The 16953-nt window shown below is 62.9% G+C and carries 17 protein-coding genes; 7 read left to right on the top strand and 10 right to left on the bottom strand.

The genetic code is table 11. From position 1 onward, the window contains the following. Positions 1-7 precede the first annotated feature (7 nt). Positions 8-547 (bottom strand): polyhydroxyalkanoate synthesis repressor PhaR, encoded by a 540-nt coding sequence (gene phaR / locus B5X69_RS02935; protein WP_079637222.1) that lies wholly within the window; start codon positions 545-547, stop codon positions 8-10. Positions 548-712: 165 nt separating this feature from the next. On the opposite strand from phaR, the gene B5X69_RS02930 reads away from it, so the two are divergent. Beyond that, complete coding sequence (locus tag B5X69_RS02930; RefSeq protein WP_079637221.1) at positions 713-3811, top strand: TonB-dependent receptor domain-containing protein; 3099 nt, start codon at positions 713-715, stop codon at positions 3809-3811. Here B5X69_RS02930 and alr read toward each other — a convergent pair. Together alr and B5X69_RS02920 are read right to left on the bottom strand one after the other, a co-directional pair. Continuing rightward, on the bottom strand, positions 3808-4851 hold the full coding sequence (gene alr / locus B5X69_RS02925) for an alanine racemase (protein ID WP_079637220.1): 1044 nt from the start codon (positions 4849-4851) through the stop codon (positions 3808-3810). The two genes, B5X69_RS02930 and alr, sit on opposite strands and share 4 nt — an antisense overlap. A 47-nt stretch (positions 4852-4898) precedes the next feature. Continuing rightward, positions 4899-6506 carry an MFS transporter gene (locus B5X69_RS02920; RefSeq protein WP_079637219.1) on the bottom strand — a complete coding sequence of 536 codons (1608 nt, stop codon included), beginning with the start codon at positions 6504-6506 and terminating at the stop codon, positions 4899-4901. A 125-nt stretch (positions 6507-6631) separates the two neighbouring features. Here B5X69_RS02920 and B5X69_RS02915 point away from each other — a divergent pair, with 125 nt between their 5' ends. Then, positions 6632-7399, top strand: coding sequence for a cyclase family protein (locus B5X69_RS02915; protein ID WP_079637218.1), 768 nt, complete (start codon positions 6632-6634; stop codon positions 7397-7399). A gap of 31 nt (positions 7400-7430) precedes the next feature. Here B5X69_RS02915 and B5X69_RS02910 read toward each other — a convergent pair whose 3' ends face one another. After that, the gene (locus tag B5X69_RS02910) at positions 7431-7871 is read right to left on the bottom strand and encodes a type II toxin-antitoxin system RatA family toxin (RefSeq protein ID WP_079637217.1); all 441 of its coding nucleotides are present in this window, start codon (positions 7869-7871) and stop codon (positions 7431-7433) included. A gap of 11 nt (positions 7872-7882) precedes the next feature. Next, positions 7883-8809, bottom strand: coding sequence for a lipoyl synthase (gene lipA / locus B5X69_RS02905; protein WP_245798565.1), 927 nt, complete (start codon positions 8807-8809; stop codon positions 7883-7885). Positions 8810-8888: 79 nt separating this feature from the next. Here lipA and B5X69_RS02900 point away from each other — a divergent pair, with 79 nt between their 5' ends. Genes B5X69_RS02900 through B5X69_RS02890 form a run of 3 tightly spaced genes read left to right on the top strand, consistent with a single transcriptional unit; the run spans position 8889 to position 11723 of the window. Continuing rightward, entirely contained in the window at positions 8889-9527 is a 639-nt protein-coding gene (locus B5X69_RS02900; RefSeq protein WP_079637216.1) for a carbonic anhydrase, read from the top strand. A gap of 50 nt (positions 9528-9577) precedes the next feature. Beyond that, complete coding sequence (gene putP / locus B5X69_RS02895; protein WP_079637215.1) at positions 9578-11020, top strand: sodium/proline symporter PutP; 1443 nt, start codon at positions 9578-9580, stop codon at positions 11018-11020. Further along, on the top strand, positions 11013-11723 hold the full coding sequence (locus tag B5X69_RS02890) for an NYN domain-containing protein (RefSeq protein WP_079637214.1): 711 nt from the start codon (positions 11013-11015) through the stop codon (positions 11721-11723). The genes putP and B5X69_RS02890 overlap by 8 nt, the downstream gene beginning before the upstream one ends. A 10-nt stretch (positions 11724-11733) precedes the next feature. Here B5X69_RS02890 and B5X69_RS02885 read toward each other — a convergent pair whose 3' ends face one another. Further along, on the bottom strand, positions 11734-12168 hold the full coding sequence (locus B5X69_RS02885) for a PaaI family thioesterase (protein WP_245798554.1): 435 nt from the start codon (positions 12166-12168) through the stop codon (positions 11734-11736). A 17-nt stretch (positions 12169-12185) separates the two neighbouring features. Next, on the bottom strand, positions 12186-13865 hold the full coding sequence (gene ettA / locus B5X69_RS02880) for an energy-dependent translational throttle protein EttA (protein ID WP_079637212.1): 1680 nt from the start codon (positions 13863-13865) through the stop codon (positions 12186-12188). 142 nt (positions 13866-14007) lie between these two features. On the opposite strand from ettA, the gene B5X69_RS02875 reads away from it, so the two are divergent. Both B5X69_RS02875 and B5X69_RS02870 read left to right on the top strand, forming a co-directional pair. Further along, positions 14008-15381: a M28 family peptidase gene (locus B5X69_RS02875; protein WP_079637211.1), complete on the top strand. Its 1374-nt coding sequence runs from the start codon at positions 14008-14010 to the stop codon at positions 15379-15381. Between the two features lie 225 nt (positions 15382-15606). After that, positions 15607-15918: a hypothetical protein gene (locus B5X69_RS02870; RefSeq protein WP_176141495.1), complete on the top strand. Its 312-nt coding sequence runs from the start codon at positions 15607-15609 to the stop codon at positions 15916-15918. Here B5X69_RS02870 and B5X69_RS21290 read toward each other — a convergent pair. The 3 genes from B5X69_RS21290 to B5X69_RS02860 form a co-directional block, all read right to left on the bottom strand. Continuing rightward, a complete protein-coding gene (locus tag B5X69_RS21290) occupies positions 15902-16075 on the bottom strand; it encodes a hypothetical protein (protein ID WP_176141494.1) in 174 nt (57 codons plus the stop codon). The two genes, B5X69_RS02870 and B5X69_RS21290, sit on opposite strands and share 17 nt — an antisense overlap. Before the next feature lie 2 nt (positions 16076-16077). After that, positions 16078-16449 (bottom strand): PRC-barrel domain-containing protein, encoded by a 372-nt coding sequence (locus B5X69_RS02865; protein ID WP_079637209.1) that lies wholly within the window; start codon positions 16447-16449, stop codon positions 16078-16080. 146 nt (positions 16450-16595) lie between these two features. Continuing rightward, positions 16596-16901, bottom strand: coding sequence for a hypothetical protein (locus B5X69_RS02860; RefSeq protein ID WP_139375647.1), 306 nt, complete (start codon positions 16899-16901; stop codon positions 16596-16598). Between the last annotated feature and the right edge of the window lie 52 nt (positions 16902-16953).

The following is a 16953-nucleotide window of genomic DNA, read 5'->3' as shown; positions in this document are numbered from 1 at the left end:
CCCCGGATTATTTCTTCTTGGCGAGTTCGGCCCGAAGCTCGGCGATTTCAGCCTTGAGCGCTTCGATTTCTGCGTCCTTCGCCCTGCCCCCTCCCGCGCCCGGCATGAAGGCGCTGGTGGCCTGCTGGAACATTTCCAGATTGCGCCGGGTCAATTCAGCGAGCGGGTTCGACCCAAGCGCCCCTTCGAGCGCTGCGCGGACATCCTGCTGATTCTTGCGAAAGGTCGCCATCGATGCTTCGAGATATTGCGGAACCATCGACTGCATCTTGTCGCCGTACATGCCGATCAGCTGGCGCAGAAAATTCACCGGAAGCAGGGTTTCACCCCGCGTCTCGGTATCCATGATGATCTGCGTGAGGACATTATGGGTGATATCCTCGCCGCTTTTTGCGTCGACTACCCGAAAATCCCGGCCATCGCGCACCATCGCGCCGAGGTCGTCGAGCGTGATGTAGCAACTGCGTTCGGTATCATAGAGCCGCCGATTGGCGTATTTCTTGATCGTGACGACATCGCCGTCAGCTGCCGTCTTTGCCTTCGCCATGCTCGCGCCCGCTCCTTGATTGCCTGCGGCCGCATTAGCATCAAATAATGATGCGTCGCAACATAGCGCGCAACCCCGTCCCGCTATGGTTCACCGGTTGTTGACCATTTTCCGTTAGCGAACGGCGGACGCCGCCCCCTCCCCCGCGCGGCACGGAGTTTCCCTATGACCAAGACGCGCCTTCTTCTGAACGCTGCCGTCGCCACGCTGAGTATGGGCACAGCGCAAGCGCAAGAGGCCCCGGCTTGTTCCGCCGGCACTCCCGACTGCGCCGAGGCGATCATCGTCACCGGATCGCGCATCGCGCGTGCGCGCTTCGAGACCGTTGAACCTTTACTCCTGGTCTCCTCCGAAGCGATCGAGATGCGCGGTTTCGATTCGATCGGTCAGGCGCTCAAGGAACAACCTTCCTTCGGCACCCCCGGGGCAACGCCGATCGGCGAACAATCGCCCCTCGCGCAAGGGCAGAGCTTCGTCAATTTCCTCGGTCTTGGCTCGCAGCGCACGCTGACACTCGTCGACGGGCGCCGCTTCGTGTCGTCGAACACAGCGTCGATCTTCGGACCGACGGGTGCCGGCAGCCAGGTCGACCTCAACCTCATCCCCACCAAGCTCGTCGAGCGCATCGAGACGATCGCAGTCGGCGGCGCGCCCATTTACGGCGCCGACGCGATCGCGGGGACCGTCAATATCGTCCTTGCGCGTGATTATGAAGGCTTCGAGATCGATAGCCAGGCCGGGATCTCAAGTCGCGGCGACGCCGCGAGTCAGCGGGTGCGTGCGCTCGCGGGCAGCACTTTCGGGGACGGCCGCGGGAATATTACCATCGCGGCCGACTATAGCCGCGCCGAGGGACTGACCGGAGCCGACCGCGCCCTCTTTGCGCAGGGCGGCTTCTTCGGGAACGCCAGCGATCCCACTTCCCCCTTCCTCCAGGAGCTTTATCGCGACCGCCGCCTTCCTGCCGTCTCAGAGGGCGGCATTCCGCTCGTCGGGGACGGCATTCCGCTGAGCGCCGAGCAACAGATCGCTACCTTCGGTTTTCCCGGCTTCCACTTCGGGGTCACCGGCGCAAGCGGCCTGCAGCTCCGATTCGACGAGAATGGCGCGTTGAATCCGATCGATTTCGGCCGATACGCCGGAGCCCCCGGGACATTTGGGGTGGATTTCGAGGGCGGCAACGGCTTCAGCGCCGCTCCGTCGACCAACCTGCTTGCATCGACGCGGCGAGCCAGCGCCGTTGCGCTCGCTCGCTACGACCTCACTGATAGCGTGCAGCTTTTCGGCGAAGCCTGGTACGCAAACAGCAAAGGACGCAATCTGCGCACGCAACCGGTGTTCAACACCGGCCTCGCCGGACCGGCGGGATCGCCTGACGGGAATATCCTTGTCAGCATCGACAACCCCTATCTCTCCACCGACGCGCGCGCGGCCATCGTCGCTGCGATCGACCAGAACCCTCTGTCCGACCAGAATCTGGGCGGCTTTGCGCAAGATTACTTCTACCTCTCCCGCGCCAACAGCGACCTTACCACCGGCGAGTCGACGGGCGAAGTCGAGCTGGTGCGCCTCGTTGCGGGCCTCGCCGGGACCTTTGAGTTCGCGGCCGGGCGCTGGAACTGGGAAGCGGCAGCCAACGTCGGTCGCTCGAGGACCAAGAGTCGCTCGCGCGAACTGGTGCAGCAGAATTTTCTGAACGCGGTCGATGCGGTGCGCGACAGCAGCGGAAACATTATCTGCCGTCCAGGCGCTGTCAGCGCCCCGATCGCAACTTTGAGCAGCAGCTGCGCGCCGCTCAATCTCTTTGGTACGGGCCAAAGCTCGCAGGCTGCGCTCGATTATATCAGCGCGATTGCGACGCCGGTATCGCTCAACAAGCAGAGGCAATTCACCGCTTCGTTGACCGGGCCGCTCTTGGCGCTGCCCGGCGGCGATTTCGCCGTCGCCCTGGGCTATGAACATCGATCTGAGTCGCAAGATTTTGACCCTGGCACCTTCTTTTACGGGGCCGAGGATCCCGATCCGCTGACCGATGCCAATGGTGATGGCGATCCCTCGAACGATCGCATTGGCTATGGCCGCGCCACGCCAGTTCTGCCCGTTTACGGCAAATATGATACCCACGAAATCTCGGCCGAATTTCTGGCGCCTATCGTCGCGCCGGCGAGTGGCGCCGCGATCGACCTGTTCGAGGTCAAGGGCGCCGCGCGTTACGTCCACCACAGCCTTGCCGGCGGCGACTGGACGTGGACGCTTGGCGGACGGCTCGGAATCATTTCCGATCTGGTCGTGCGCGGCAATTTCACCCGCGCGATCCGCGCGCCCGCCATCACCGAACTGTTCAACCCGTCGAGCAGCTTCTTTGGCTTTGCAACCGACCCGTGCGACGCCGTAAACCGCGGCAACGGACCCCATCCCGCGGCGCGCCAGGCGAATTGCGCCGCCGACGGTCTTCCTGCCAATTTTCAGTCGCTTTCGAACAGTCGTACCTTTGCGCAGGCGATCGCGGGCAACCCTGCCCTTGCTAACGAAAAGGCGAACAGCTGGACGCTTGGTGTCGTCCTCGAGCCGCGTTTCGCCCCGCGGCTGCGAGCGAGCGTCGATTATGTCGACATCGAGCTTGAAGGCGCGATCAGCAGTGGCGGTGCGAGCAGCATCGTCGCGAGCTGCTATGACTCATCGGACTTTGCGAACGCGGCCGATTGCGCGCGCTTCACGCGCGGTCCCGACGGGCAGCTCAGCTTTGTCGAGGTGCAATTTCTGAACCTCGCACAGCAGCGCTACAAGGGCTATCTCGCCGCGCTGGATTATCGCATTCCCGTCGGCAGCCGTGCGCACTCGGTAGGGTTCAACGTCTCCTATCAATATATCGATGAGCTGAGCACCCGCGCCGACGCCGCGTCGCAGCGGGTGCGGCTCGACGGGATGATCGGCTACGCCAAGCACCAGGCACTGGTGACGGTCGACTACCGCGCCGTCGATCTGGGGATGTTCGCGCAGCTCAGCTATATCGGCAAGGCGCGGATCAATCCGCAGGCGGCGCCAAGCTTCTATCCCGACGGACTCGACCGGGTCCCGGCAATCGCCCTCGTCAACCTCGGCGCCAGCCTGCGTGTAGGTGATCGCTTCGCGCTGCGGCTTGCCCTCGACAATGTCTTCGATCGGCAACCGCCCTATCCCTATCCTGCGACCGGCGGCTCCACGACTTATTTCAGCGGCCTACTGGGTCGCTATGCGCGGCTCGGCGCGAGCGCAAACTTTTAGACCCAATAGCGCTCGAAGCGGGAGCCGAGACCTGTCAGCAGTTCATATTGCGACAGGCCGCTCCGCGCCGCGGTCGTGGGTAATTCATAGTCGATCGTCAGCCAGTCGCCTTCAGCGAGCCCCGGCGCGGCGCTCGCATCGAATGCGACGAGGTCCATCGACACGCGGCCAATCAGCGGCAGCGCCTGGCCCTGCCATCGTGCGCCTCCCGCCTCGGCGTGGCAGCGCAGATAACCATCGGCATATCCCATGTTCGCGACCGCAACAGGGCAGTCGCGCGGCGCGGCCCACGTCGCGCCATAGCCAACGGTTTCGCCCGCGGGCACCGTTCGCATCTGGAGCACCCGCGCCTCGGGAGACACGACCTGGCGTATTTGTCCCGCAGCCTCGGCGCGTGGAACCCCGCCGTAGAGCGCAAGTCCCGGGCGGGTCAGGTCAAAACCATAGTCAGAGCCGAGGCAGATGCCGGCACTGTTTGCCAGGCTGTACCGACGCGCCGGGATCGCGTCGCGGATCGCTGCAAATGCTTCCAGCTGGCGCTCGGTTTGCGGGCTTTCCTCGTCCGCCGATGCAAGGTGACTGAGCAGGGTTTCAACCGCGAGCCCATCGAGCGCGCCGCCCCGAGCCTCCTCGACCCGCAGGCCGAGCCTGTTCATGCCCGTGTCGATCATCACGTCGCACGCTCGCCCGCTCCCGATCGCGCGCCAGCGTGCGATCTGTTCGATGCTGACCAGCACGGGGCGTACGGGCAAGGTAAGTGCCGCGATCATGTCTCCATCGCCTACGCCGTGGAGCACCGAGAGCGAGACGCCTGCGGGCAGCGGCATGAGCGCCGCGGCCTCCACCCAGTTTGCGACAAAGAAGAAGCGGCAGCCCGCGGCCGCGAGACGACGCATCACCTCGCGCGCACCCAGCCCGTAACCATCAGCCTTGATCGCGGCGCCCGCTTCGGCGCCGCCCGCCTTTGCAAGCCAGCGCCAGTTGTGAAGCAGCGCTGCGGAATCGAGGCGAAGCCGTAAGGGGGATGCGATATCGATCATTTCTCCCTGCCCTAGCCGCGAACGATAGCAAGGCCAATGCCCGCGCGTCAGGCGGCGGGCCTCTTGTCCCACTGTCCCTCGACCGGTTCCTTGAGCATGAAGACGGTGACGAGGAATGCAGCGAGCACCACCGTCCAAGTATACCAGAGGCCCGCATAGGCATTGCCTGTCTTCGCAACGATGTAGCTCGCGATAAGCGGAAGAAAGCCGCCAAAATAGCCGGTACCAAGATGATAAGGAATCGACAGCGACGAATAGCGGACATGCGGCGGGAACATTTCCGATAGCAGCGCGGCGACCGGGCCATAGGTGAAGCCGGAAAGCGCGCTCAGCCCCAGCAGCGCAAGAAGAATGACCGCAACGCCCAATGGACGGGGGATCTGCTTTTCAAAACTGTACCCCATCGCCTCAAGGGCGGGCTGGAGCAGCGCAGGATCCTCGCTTGCGACGCTGCGGCCGCCGATATGAATCTCGACGCTATCAACGCCGCCACCGCTCGATGCCACCTTGTACGGCACGCCCAATCTGGTGAGCTCGCCAAGTGTCTTGCCGCAAGCGGTAGCCTGCTGTTTGGCGAAGGGATCAAAGCTGCATTTCGACCCCGTGACGACGACAGGTGCACGCGCGGCTGCGGCCTCGAGGCCGGGATTGGCCACGCTACCCATCCACCAGAAAAGCGGAAACAGCAAAGCGAGCGTGGCGGCATAGCCCCAGACTATCGGCTTCTTGCGCCCGACGCGATCCGAAAGACGCCCGGCGATCACGAAGAAGGCCATGCCGAGCGCTGCCGCCGCGCCGACGATGATTTCCGCAGCCGTGTCGTCCACCTTCATCGGCCCCTTGAGGAATGAGAGGCCGGAAAACATCGCCGTGTACCAAATCACCGTCAACCCCGCCGCAATCCCGATCATCGCGACAAAGATGCGGCGGCCATTGCCCGGATAGGTGAAGCTTTCCTTGAGCGGATTGCGCGCAATCTCACCTTCCGCCTTCATCGCTTGGAAGACCGGACTTTCGGACAGCTTCAATCGCATCCACAAGGAAATGGCGAGCAGCAAGAGCGACAATAGGAAGGGCACGCGCCATCCCCAGGCGTTCCATAGATCATCGGACATCGCCGCCTTGCAGGACAGAACAACGATCAGGCTGAGGACGAAACCGCCGACGACGCTCGCTTGGATGAAGCTCGTAAAATAGCCGCGCTTTTCCGGCGGCGAATGCTCAGCGACATATATGGCCGCACCGCCATATTCGCCGCCGAGCGCGAGCCCCTGCAGAATACGAAGCCCAATAACGATGATTGGCGCTGCAATGCCGATCGTCACCGCAGAAGGTATCATGCCGACGCCCGCGGTCGCAATGCCCATCAGCGTGACCGTGACAAGAAAGGTGTATTTGCGCCCCAAGCGGTCGCCGAGAAAGCCGAAAAGGACTGCTCCGAGCGGCCGGAAGCCGAACCCGACCGCAAATCCGGCCCAGACGAGCAACACCTCCAGCGTCGCGTTGTCGCTGGGAAAAAACGCCTTGCCGATGATCGCCGCGAGCGTGCCGTAGATGAAGAAGTCATACCATTCGAAGATCGTCCCCGCCGACGAAGCGGCGATGACCATGCGGATATCCTTCGCGGTCGGCTGATAGGTCGCGGCATTGCTCATTCGTGCCTTTCCCCCAATTTCCTTTTGCTCTGAGCAAACCCTGACCCATGGGCTGATTTGCGGCGCTCGTCATAACCGCTCTTCATGCTTGCACAAGCGACGACGCAAAGGCAGCATCGCCGGCCATGACCCGCTTTATCGATCTCTCCATCCCGATTACCAACAATGTGGTGTCCGATCCGCCCGTGATGCGGCCACAAATCACATATATCACCCACGAAAATACGTGGGAACAGATCGCGATGTTCTTTCCCGGCCTGACCCGCGAGGACCTTCCCGACGGCGAAGGCTGGGCGGTTGAGAGCCTTACTCTCTCGACGCACAACGGCACGCATATGGACGCGCCGTGGCATTTTCATTCGACCACCGACAGCGGCGCGAGCGCAGCGCCCAGCATCGATGAAGCCCCGCTCGACCTCTTCTTCCGCCCGGGTGTGAAGCTCGACTTCTCCGACCGTCCGCCAGGCCATGTCGTGAGCGGAACTGAGGTCGAGACCGAGCTCGCGCGCATCGGACACAGGCTCGAGCCGCTCGACATCGTCCTCGTCCAGTCGGGCGCGGTCTACGGCTCCGACAATTTCACCGACCAGGGCTGCGGCATGGGCGCCGAGGCGACGCTTTATCTGACCGAGCGCGGCGTCAAAGTGGTCGGCACGGACGCCTGGAGCTGGGACGCCCCGTTCAGTCATACGGCAAAGCGGTGGAAGGAAACACGCGATCCCTCGATTATCTGGGAGGGACACAAGGCCGGCCGGATCAAGCCCTATTATCAGATCGAAAAACTGACCAATCTTGCGGCCCTACCCCCGACGGGCTGGACGCTGAGCTGCTTTCCCGTGAAGATCGAGCGTGCAAGCGCGGGATGGATCCGCGCGGTGGCGCTCCTCGATTGACCCTCCAGCTGGCGACCTGTCCGCGCGAATATCAGGCCGCGACCCCGTAAAGCGCGGCCGCGCGCTCCTCGAACGCCGCGATCATCCGCCGTAGCGCCTTGTCGAACATCTGCCCCGCGAGAGTTTCGAACAACCGGTTGCGGAACGAGAAATCGACCATGAAATCGACGCGGCAGCCGCCTCCATCCAGCGGCGTGAAATGCCATTCATTGTCGAGGTGGCGCATCGGCCCGTCGATATAATGAACCGCGACATGGCTAGGGCGGCGCTTTTCGACCCGGCACGAAAAACTTTCACGCAATCCCTTGAAGCCCACAATCATGTCGGCGACCGCTTCGATCTCATTGTCACTTCGCACCCGCAGGGCCACGACCCACGGCAGAAATTCGGGATAGCGCGCGATATCGGTTACCAGGGCGAACATCTGCTCGGCGCTGTAGGGCAGCTCGCGGGTCTCGTGGTGCCGGGGCACGGCTTCGTCGGTCAGCCCGCGGCCGCGCGGGCGAGCTGCGCTTCGCGTGCCGCGCGCATCCGCTCGAAATCGTCACCTGCGTGGTAGCTCGAACGGGTCAGGGGCGATGAGGCGACTTGCAGGAAGCCCTTCGCGCGGGCGATCTGCGCATAGGCGTCGAATGCCTGCGGAGTGACGAAATCGATCACCTTGGCATGCTTCGGCGTCGGTTGAAGATATTGACCCATCGTCATGAAGTCGATGTCGGCGCTGCGCATGTCATCCATCACCTGATGAACTTCCATCCGCTCCTCTCCAAGGCCGAGCATGATCCCCGACTTGGTGAAGATCGAGGGATCGCGGCGCTTGACCTGCTCAAGCAGGCGCAGCGACGCGTAGTAGCGCGCGCCCGGGCGGATCGTGGGATAAAGCCGCGGGACCGTTTCAAGATTATGGTTGTAGACGTCTGGGCGCGCATCGACGATCGCTGCCACCGCGCTTTCGGGCTTGTTGCGAAAATCGGGGGTCAAAATCTCGATTGTGGTCGAGGGGGTCTCGCGGCGCAGCGCCTGAATGACCTTGACGAACTGACTTGCGCCGCCATCGGGCAGGTCATCGCGGTCGACCGAGGTAATGACGATATGCGTCAGACCCATCTTCGCTGCCGCAAGCGCCACATGCTCGGGCTCGAGCGGGTCGACCGGGCGGGGCATCCCCGTCTTGACGTTGCAGAAGGCACAGGCGCGCGTGCAGGTGTCGCCGAGGATCATCACCGTTGCATGCTTTTTGGTCCAGCATTCACCGATGTTCGGGCAGGCCGCCTCCTCGCATACCGTGTTGAGGCTGAGATCGCGCATCAGCTTGCGCGTTTCGGCGTAGCCAGGGCTGGTCGGCGCCTTGACGCGGATCCAGTCAGGCTTGCGGACGCGTTCGGACGGCTTGAGTGCGGGAGCGTTCATCTCGCCCACATAGGCAAGCGCGCGCTGCTTCTCAACCATGCTTATTGTGCAAGAGAGACGATCGGCGTAGATCGCCGCCATGACTCACTTCGATGATCTGCTCGCCGGCTATGCCCGTTTCCGTGCCAACGGCTGGAAGCAGCAGCGCGAGCGCTGGGAGGAGCTTGCGGAAGGCCAGTCACCCAAGGTGATGATCATCGCCTGTTCCGACAGCCGCTCCGAGCCCGCGGACATATTCGATACCAATCCCGGCGAAATCTTCGTCGTGCGCAATGTCGCCGCGCTGGTTCCTCCGTTCGAGACGAGCCCCGGTCGTCATGGTGTTTCGGCCGCGCTCGAATTCGCCGTGCAGTTTCTCAACGTCGAGGAAATTGTCGTGATGGGCCACGGCATGTGCGGCGGATGCCACGCGGCGCTCCACCGCACGATGGAGGGCGCCGAGCCCGGCCGCGGTGGCTTTATCGCCGACTGGATCGCCGTGCTCGACGAGGCCAGCGCAGAAGTGCGTGCCCGGTTTCCCGACTACGCCAATCGCGAGGCCGGGCGCGCAATGGAACTGGCGGGCGTCAAGGTCAGCCTCGCGAATTTGCGTACCTTCCCTTGCATTCAGGAACGCGAAAAGCGCGGGAGGCTGACGCTGCGCGGCGCCTTTTTTGCGATTAACGAAGGGGTTCTTCACCTCCTCGACGAGGCGACAGGCGAGTTCGCGCCCGCCTGATCATCCATTCGATCTTCCCCTTGCGCTGAAAGCCGCTACACCCGGCGGCCATGAACAACGCGACCCTTTTTGCCATTGGCGCTTATTTCGCCCTGATGCTGGCCATCGGCGTCTACGCCTGGCGCAAGTCGACTTCTGACAGCAGCGAATATCTTCTGAGCGGACGCAGCCTCGGTCCTGCCGTGACCGCGTTGGCCGCGGGTGCATCGGACATGTCCGGCTGGCTGATGCTTGGGCTTCCGGGCGCCCTCTATGCCTCGGGGCTCGTTGAAAGCTGGATCGCGATCGGGCTGTTCATAGGCGCCTGGGCCAACTGGCTGGTCGTCGCGCCGCGGCTGCGTGCGCAAACCGAAAGCTACGGCAACGCGCTGACGATCCCCGAATATCTTGGTAATCGTTTTGAGGACCAGAGCCACCGGCTGCGCCTCGTCGCCAGCCTCGTCATCGTCATCTTCTTCGCCATCTACAGCGCCTCGGGCCTCGTGGCGGGGGGGAAGTTGTTTCAGACCGCTTTCGGCTTCGATTATCAGGCCGGGCTTTGGATCACGGCGACGGTCGTTGTTGCCTATGTTGTCCTTGGCGGTTTCCTCGCCGTCAGCCTTACCGATTTTGTGCAAGGCTGCATCATGATGGTCGCGCTGATCGTGGTGCCAGCCGCAGCGGTTCTCGGATTGCCCGAGACAAGCAGTGTTCGCGCGACACTTGACGCGATCGACCCCGGCATGACGAGCCTTTTGGGCGGCACCACGGCACTCGCCATTGTCTCGGCCGCCGCCTGGGGGCTTGGCTATTTCGGCCAGCCGCACATCATCGTGCGCTTCATGGCGATCCGGTCGGTGAAGGATATACCCACCGCGCGGCGCATCGGGATGAGCTGGATGGGAATTTCGCTCCTCGGCGCGATCGCGGTCGGGCTTGTCGGCCGCGCCTTTGCCGAGAGCAACGGCATCGCGGTCGCCGACCCCGAGACGATTTTCATCCTGCTCGGCGAAACATTGTTTCACCCGCTCATCTTCGGCTTCCTGCTCTCCGCCATCCTCGCCGCGGTCATGAGCACGATTTCGGCGCAGCTTCTCGTCACCGGCTCGTCACTGACCGAGGACTTCTACCGCCTCTTCATTCACCGCGCGGCGAGCGAGGGAGAGATCGTCACGGTCGGCCGCCTGTCGGTCGTGGGCGTGGCGGCCATTGCGATGCTGCTCGCTCAGGACCCCGAGGGGAGTGTCCTCAAGCTCGTCAGCCACGCCTGGGCGGGCTTCGGAGCCGCCTTCGGTCCGCTGATCCTGTTCGCGCTGACGTGGCGGCGAATGACGCTCGCCGGCGCGCTCGCGGGGATGATCACCGGGGCGGCCGTAGTGATGATCTGGATTCAATTCGGCTGGGATAGTAGCCTCTACGAACTGCTTCCCGGCTTCATCGCAGCAGCGCTCGCCATTCTGGTCGTCAGCCTGGTGACAAAGCCCCCGCAAGCGGAGACGAGGGCACATGGTTGAGGGCAATGTTGCGCTGCTGATCGACGCCGACAATGCACGCCCGGCCGGGCTCGATCCCGTGCTGACCGCGCTCGCTGAGCTCGGCACGGTCAATATCCGCCGCGCCTATGGCAATTGGCGCAAACCGGGGCTGAAAGGATGGGTCGACCAGCTTCATCGCTTCGGTATCGAGCCGCAGCAGCAATTTGATCTTACCAAGGGCAAGAACGCCACCGACATGAAGCTCACGATCGATGCGATGGACCTCCTCTATCGCGGGCGCCTCGACGGACTTGGCATCATGTCGAGCGACAGCGACTTCATGCCGCTGGCGATGCGAGTCCGACAGGACGGCATTCCGGTCTACGGCTTTGGAAGCGCCAAGACGCCCGAAGGTTTTCAAGGCGCATGCACGCGCTTCATCGACGTCGATGTGCTGATTGACGCGGAGCGCCAGCCCGCGGGCGCGGCGACGAAGGCGGCCCTGAAGAAGGACATCGATCCCGACGTGGTCGAACTGCTTGGCAATGCATGGAAGGCGGCAAAGCGCGACGGGCAAGGCTTTGCGCCGCTGAGCGAGGTCGGGCAGATTGCGGGCAACCGCTCAAGCTTCGACGTACGTAACTATGGCTATGCCCGCTTGTCCGACATGATTGCCGACATTCCCAATTTCATCACCGAACGTCCCGACGGCGGGCCAATGCGCGTGAAGCGGGTGCGATAACCGCCACTGGTCACGGGATCGCGTATGTGACATTGGCCTGGCCGACGGGCCTTTCGGCATCGTCGGTAAAGATGCGGATATCCATGACCGCGAGCCGCTTACCGAGACGCAGCATATGCGCATCGGCGAAAAGCGGCCCCGGGCGGCACGGCCGCAGGAACTGATAGTTGAGCGCGCTCGTCACCGCCATGGCGACCGGCCCGATATGCGAAAGAACGAGCGCGTAAGCCGCCATGTCGGCAAAGCCCATCTGAACCGGACCCGAGATGAGGCCGCCGGGACGCAGCGCCCTCTCGTTCGGGTCCATCCGCGCCCGCACATGGCCCGGGGCGGCCGAGACGACATAGCCGCGCGAACCCGGTTCGGCGTGCGGGAAGGCCGATTTCATGAAGTCGTTGAGCGCATCCGCGTCCATGCGGATCGCGTTCGACGAAATCGGAGCCACCTCCTCCGCCATAAGGGTCAGCGCGACAGCTTCTTGTAGGTCGTCGCGTGCGGGCGGGTCGCTCCCTCGCCGAGACGGCGGATCTTGTCCTCTTCATAGGATTCGAAATTGCCCTCGAACCACTCGACGTGGCTGTCGCCCTCAAAGGCGAGGATGTGCGTCGCGAGGCGGTCGAGGAAGAAGCGGTCGTGGCTGATGACCACCGCACAGCCTGCAAAATTCTCGAGCGCCTCCTCAAGCGCGGCAAGCGTTTCGGTATCGAGGTCGTTGGTCGGCTCGTCGAGCAAGAGGACGTTGCCTCCCGCCTTCAGCATCTTGGCCATATGGACACGGTTGCGTTCGCCCCCCGACAGCTGGCCGACCTTCTTCTGCTGGTCGGTGCCTTTGAAGTTGAAGGCCCCGACATAGGCGCGGGTCTGCATCTCATGTTTGCCGATCGTCATCATGTCGTGACCGCCCGAAATTTCCTCCCAGACATTCTTGTTGGGGTCGAGGGCATCGCGGCTCTGGTCGACATAGCCGAGGCGGACGGTGTCACCGATGCTGATCGTGCCGCTGTCGGGCTCCTCCTGCCCCGTGATGAGCTTGAACAATGTCGACTTGCCCGCACCGTTCGGCCCGATAACGCCGACGATACCGCCCGGCGGCAAGGTGAAGGAAAGATTCTCGAACAAGAGCTTGTCACCATAGGCCTTGGAGATATTGTTGACTTCGATGACCTTGCCGCCCAGGCGCTCGGGGACCTGAATGACAATCTGCGCCTTGCCGGGAGCGCGGTTTTCCTGCGCCTCGACAAGCTGGTCGAAGGATTTGATACGCGCCTTCGACTTGGCTTGGCGGGCCTTTGGCGACTGCCGGATCCATTCAAGCTCGTCCTTGATCGCCTTCTGACGCCCGGCATCCTCGCGCGCTTCCTGCTCGAGACGCTTGCCCTTCTTCTCAAGATAGGTCGAATAATTGCCCTCGTAGACAAAATAGCGGCCGCGATCGAGCTCGAGGATCCAGTTTACGACATTGTCGAGAAAATAGCGGTCGTGGGTGACCAGGATGACATTGCCCGGATAATCGACGAGATGCTTTTCGAGCCACGCGACGCTTTCAGCGTCGAGGTGGTTGGTCGGTTCATCGAGCAGCAGGATCGACGGCTTCTCTAGCAGAAGGCGGGTGAGCGCGATGCGGCGGCGCTCGCCTCCCGACAAATTCTCCACGCTCCAGTCGCCCGGGGGGCAACGCAGCGCTTCCATCGCAATTTCAAGCTGGTTGTCGAGCGTCCAACCGTCGACCGCGTCGATCTTCTCCTGAAGCTCCCCCATTTCGGTCATCAGCGCATCGAAATCGGCGTCCTCCGGCGGGTCGGCCATCAGCGCGCTGATCTCGTTGAAGCGGTCGAGCATGTCAGCGACGGAGCGAACGCCGTCCATGACATTCTCCTTTACCGTCTTTGCAGGGTCTAGCTGCGGCTCCTGCGCCAGATAGCCAACGCTAATCCCCTCGCCCGGCCAGGCTTCGCCGGTGAAATCCTTGTCGATGCCGGCCATGACCTTCATCAATGTCGACTTGCCGGTACCGTTCGGGCCAACGATGCCGATCTTGGCGTCGGGATAGAATTGCAGATTGATATTGTTCAAGGTCGGCTTCTGCGCGCCGGGATAGGTCTTGCTCAGACCCTTCATGACGAAACTATATTGGGCGGCCATGAAAATGCTCCGAAAGCTGGCGGACCGCGCGGGCTCGCGGCGGTCGGGAATGAAGAGGGAATCGGGGGCCGGTTAGCGAATGGGCGCCCGCTTGGCAATCGACGCTTGCCGCGCGCAAGGCCTGCTGGCTAGGAAAGCGTCCATGACACAGCACCCCGCTTTCGACCGCCTCGCGGTCTTCGCCGTTGCGAGTCTCGCAGCTACCAGCGCCTTCGCGCTTCAACCGACGAGCGCTGTCGATCTTGCCCAGCAGGGCGACGACCCTGCCTGGGCGATTACCGAGGGGCTCACGACCGAAATCGGGCCGCGCCCTGCGGGTAGCGACCGCGAGGCTGCAGCGCGCAAATGGGCGGTGGCCACGCTTCGGAATATGGGCTTCGCCAATGTGCGCGACGAGCCCTATCAAATGCCCGTCTGGGAGCGCGGCGAAGAAAAGGCGTGGCTGACCAGCCCCTTTCTGCCGCAGCGGCTTGCGATTACGGCCCTTGGCAATAGCGGTTCGACGGGTCCCGAGGGGATCGAGGGCGAGGTCGCCTATTTCGCGAGCTTCGACGCGCTCACCGCGGCACCGGACAGCGCCGTTAAGGGCAAGATTGTTTTCATCGACCATCAGATGGAGCCCACACAGGACGGCAGCGGCTATGGCCTTTACGGGCGCGGCCGCTTCATGGGCCCCACCGTGGCGGCCCAGAAGGGCGCGATCGCTATCGTCATCCGCTCGATTGGTACGGACAATCATCGCAACCCCCATGCGGGCGTTACCAACTTCGCCGAGGGCGTCGCGCCGATCCCAGCCGGGGCGATCTCGAATCCCGACGCCGACCAGCTTGTGCGCCAACGCAACCGGGCGGCAGGGCCCATCAAACTCAAGCTGATACTCACTCCCAAGACGATCGGCGAGCGAACCTCGGGCAATGTAATCGCCGAGGTCCCGGGTCGCGAGTCGGCGGCAAGCCCAGTGATCATCGCCTGCCATCTCGACAGCTGGGACCTTGCAACAGGCGCGATAGATGATGCGGCGGGTTGCGGTATTATTGCCGCCGCGGCGAAGCATGTCATGACCGCTGGACAGCCGCGCCGCACCATTCGCCTCTTGTGGGCAGGAGCCGAAGAGGTTGGCGTGTTCGGCGGCCAGGCCTATTTCGATGCGCACGGCAAGGAGAAGCACGCGGTTGCGCTCGAGTCCGACTTCGGGGCCGATCGCGTCTGGCGGGTTGACTTCAATCTTCCCCAAAGCGCCGCCGATCTTCAGAAGCGCATTGGCTTGGCCCTCGCCCCGTTCGGAGTCGTGACCGGGCGCGGCAAAGCACAGGGCGGTGCTGATGTGGGTGCACTCATCCAGGCCGGGGTTCCGGCGATCGATCTGCAGCAGGACGGCAGCCGCTATTTCGATCTCCACCACACGCCTGACGACACGCTCGACAAGATCGACCCCGTACAATTGCGTCAAAATGTGGTTGTGTGGGCCGCGACTCTGTCGCTGCTCGCGAACAGCAGTGACAGCGAGCTGCCATAACGAGCTGCCATAAAGAGCGAGGCACGAGCGGAAACACCCGGTTTCCGCCGCACGGCACCATCTCAATTATTTTTGTTGACGATCCACGTGGAAGAGCTAAATCCCGCGGCTCGCGGGACGGGAAAGTTTCCCCAGCGCGGAAAGGCATTTTAGGGAGCCCACACATCATGAAGAAGTTTGCTGCTATCGCCGTTGCTGCCAGCATGTTCGCCCTCGCCGCTTGCGGTGAGAAGGCTGCTGAAGAAGCCACCACCACCGAAGCTCCGGCTGCTGACGCGGCCGCTGAAGCTGGTGCCGATGCTGCCGCTGCTGGCGCTGACGCTGCCGCTGCTGGCGCCGAGGCTGCTGCCACCGGCGCTGACGCCGCTGCTGCTCCGGCTGATGCCGCTGCTGCTCCGGCTGATGCCGCTGCTGCTGCTCCGGCGGAAGAAACGAAGTAAGTCGCAGCCCTTCGGGGCATGGCTTAAAAAGAAAAAAGGCGGCTTTCCTTCAGGAGGGCCGCCTTTTTTCGTTTTGCCTGTCAGAGGGCACTGCTAATGGCGAGCCATGCTGCGATCAGTCCAAATAGCGCCGATGCGATGAGCCCGCCGAGGAAGACCAGCCGGCGGCGGTGCGTACGAAGAATGATCTCTGCGCCGCGAACGTCGCGCGGCTGGTGGACGATATCTACCCCTTGTTCCTCGCGGCTTTCCATCGTCAAAACATCGGATAGCTAAGGCCGTAATATCCGTAAATTGTCCGGCCATAATCGTCGGTATATTCGGGCGACTCCTCGCGCGCGTAACGCGGCGCTTCCGTCAATTGCTCCTTGGTTAGATTGACGACGTATCCGCCCTTGTCGGTATCGTAGGTCAGCATGTCCCACGGAAGGGGATAATGATCGCTTCCGAGGCCAAACAGGCCGCCAAACTCCATGACGGCATATTCGCTTTTCCCCGAGATTTTGTCGATCATCACATTCGCAATCGTCCCGAGTCGATCGCCCTCGGGATTGTAAACCGCGGTCCCTTCCACCTTGTCGGAGGCGATGAGGCGGTGCGTTTCGGTTGTCTCGAGAGTGTCGGTCATGGCTCCTTCTCCTTTTGAGATGGGGGCGGCGACACAGGAGGCGGCACCGCCCCTTCTCAAGCAACGAGCGATGGTCGCACTTGTTCCTCTGCCCGTCGCGAAGCTGTCACGCCTTTCAGCGGCAGCCTATTCCCAGGCGGCTTCCTTCATGCGAGCGGGGCGAGACATGGGTGCCCCTCCGTACCGGAGACATAGGTTACGCCTCCCGCGTGCGATCGCACCGGCTCGAAGCGGGTCTCACCGCCATCGACATGGACCTGTTCTCGGCCGCCCAAGCGATCGAAATCGAAGTCTTGCGCGAACAGGCACTGCCACTCACCACCTGCCTGGCCCGGCTCGATCGCGGGATCGAAACGCTCGCATCGGCCTTCGAGCGCTACGAGAATCAGTTGCGGGCCCAGCCTCCACGGCCCGCCCGACTCTTGCGAGTTCGCGGGATCAGATGCCAGCATTTCGGTGGTGCGCGCCAATGCGAAACGGACCCGGCAACTTCTTTTCTAGCTG

The sequence above is a fragment of the Sphingopyxis flava genome, assembly GCF_900168005.1.
Classification (GTDB): Bacteria; Pseudomonadota; Alphaproteobacteria; order Sphingomonadales; family Sphingomonadaceae; genus Sphingopyxis; species Sphingopyxis flava.
The sequence above is the reverse complement of the archived record's forward strand: the minus strand, read 5'-3'. Positions and strand labels throughout refer to the sequence as shown.

What these genes read in the sequence shown, in the direction of transcription:
- phaR (WP_079637222.1), bottom strand. Translation starts at nt 547, where the DNA reads ATGGCGAAGGCAAAGACGGCAGCTGACGGCGATGTCGTCACGATCAAG.
- B5X69_RS02930 (WP_079637221.1), top strand. Translation starts at nt 713, where the DNA reads ATGACCAAGACGCGCCTTCTTCTGAACGCTGCCGTCGCCACGCTGAGT.
- alr (WP_079637220.1), bottom strand. Translation starts at nt 4,851, where the DNA reads ATGATCGATATCGCATCCCCCTTACGGCTTCGCCTCGATTCCGCAGCG.
- B5X69_RS02920 (WP_079637219.1), bottom strand. Translation starts at nt 6,506, where the DNA reads ATGAGCAATGCCGCGACCTATCAGCCGACCGCGAAGGATATCCGCATG.
- B5X69_RS02915 (WP_079637218.1), top strand. Translation starts at nt 6,632, where the DNA reads ATGACCCGCTTTATCGATCTCTCCATCCCGATTACCAACAATGTGGTG.
- lipA (WP_245798565.1), bottom strand. Translation starts at nt 8,809, where the DNA reads ATGAACGCTCCCGCACTCAAGCCGTCCGAACGCGTCCGCAAGCCTGAC.
- B5X69_RS02900 (WP_079637216.1), top strand. Translation starts at nt 8,889, where the DNA reads ATGACTCACTTCGATGATCTGCTCGCCGGCTATGCCCGTTTCCGTGCC.
- putP (WP_079637215.1), top strand. Translation starts at nt 9,578, where the DNA reads ATGAACAACGCGACCCTTTTTGCCATTGGCGCTTATTTCGCCCTGATG.
- B5X69_RS02890 (WP_079637214.1), top strand. Translation starts at nt 11,013, where the DNA reads ATGGTTGAGGGCAATGTTGCGCTGCTGATCGACGCCGACAATGCACGC.
- ettA (WP_079637212.1), bottom strand. Translation starts at nt 13,865, where the DNA reads ATGGCCGCCCAATATAGTTTCGTCATGAAGGGTCTGAGCAAGACCTAT.
- B5X69_RS02875 (WP_079637211.1), top strand. Translation starts at nt 14,008, where the DNA reads ATGACACAGCACCCCGCTTTCGACCGCCTCGCGGTCTTCGCCGTTGCG.
- B5X69_RS21290 (WP_176141494.1), bottom strand. Translation starts at nt 16,075, where the DNA reads ATGGAAAGCCGCGAGGAACAAGGGGTAGATATCGTCCACCAGCCGCGC.
- B5X69_RS02865 (WP_079637209.1), bottom strand. Translation starts at nt 16,449, where the DNA reads ATGACCGACACTCTCGAGACAACCGAAACGCACCGCCTCATCGCCTCC.
- B5X69_RS02860 (WP_139375647.1), bottom strand. Translation starts at nt 16,901, where the DNA reads ATGCTGGCATCTGATCCCGCGAACTCGCAAGAGTCGGGCGGGCCGTGG.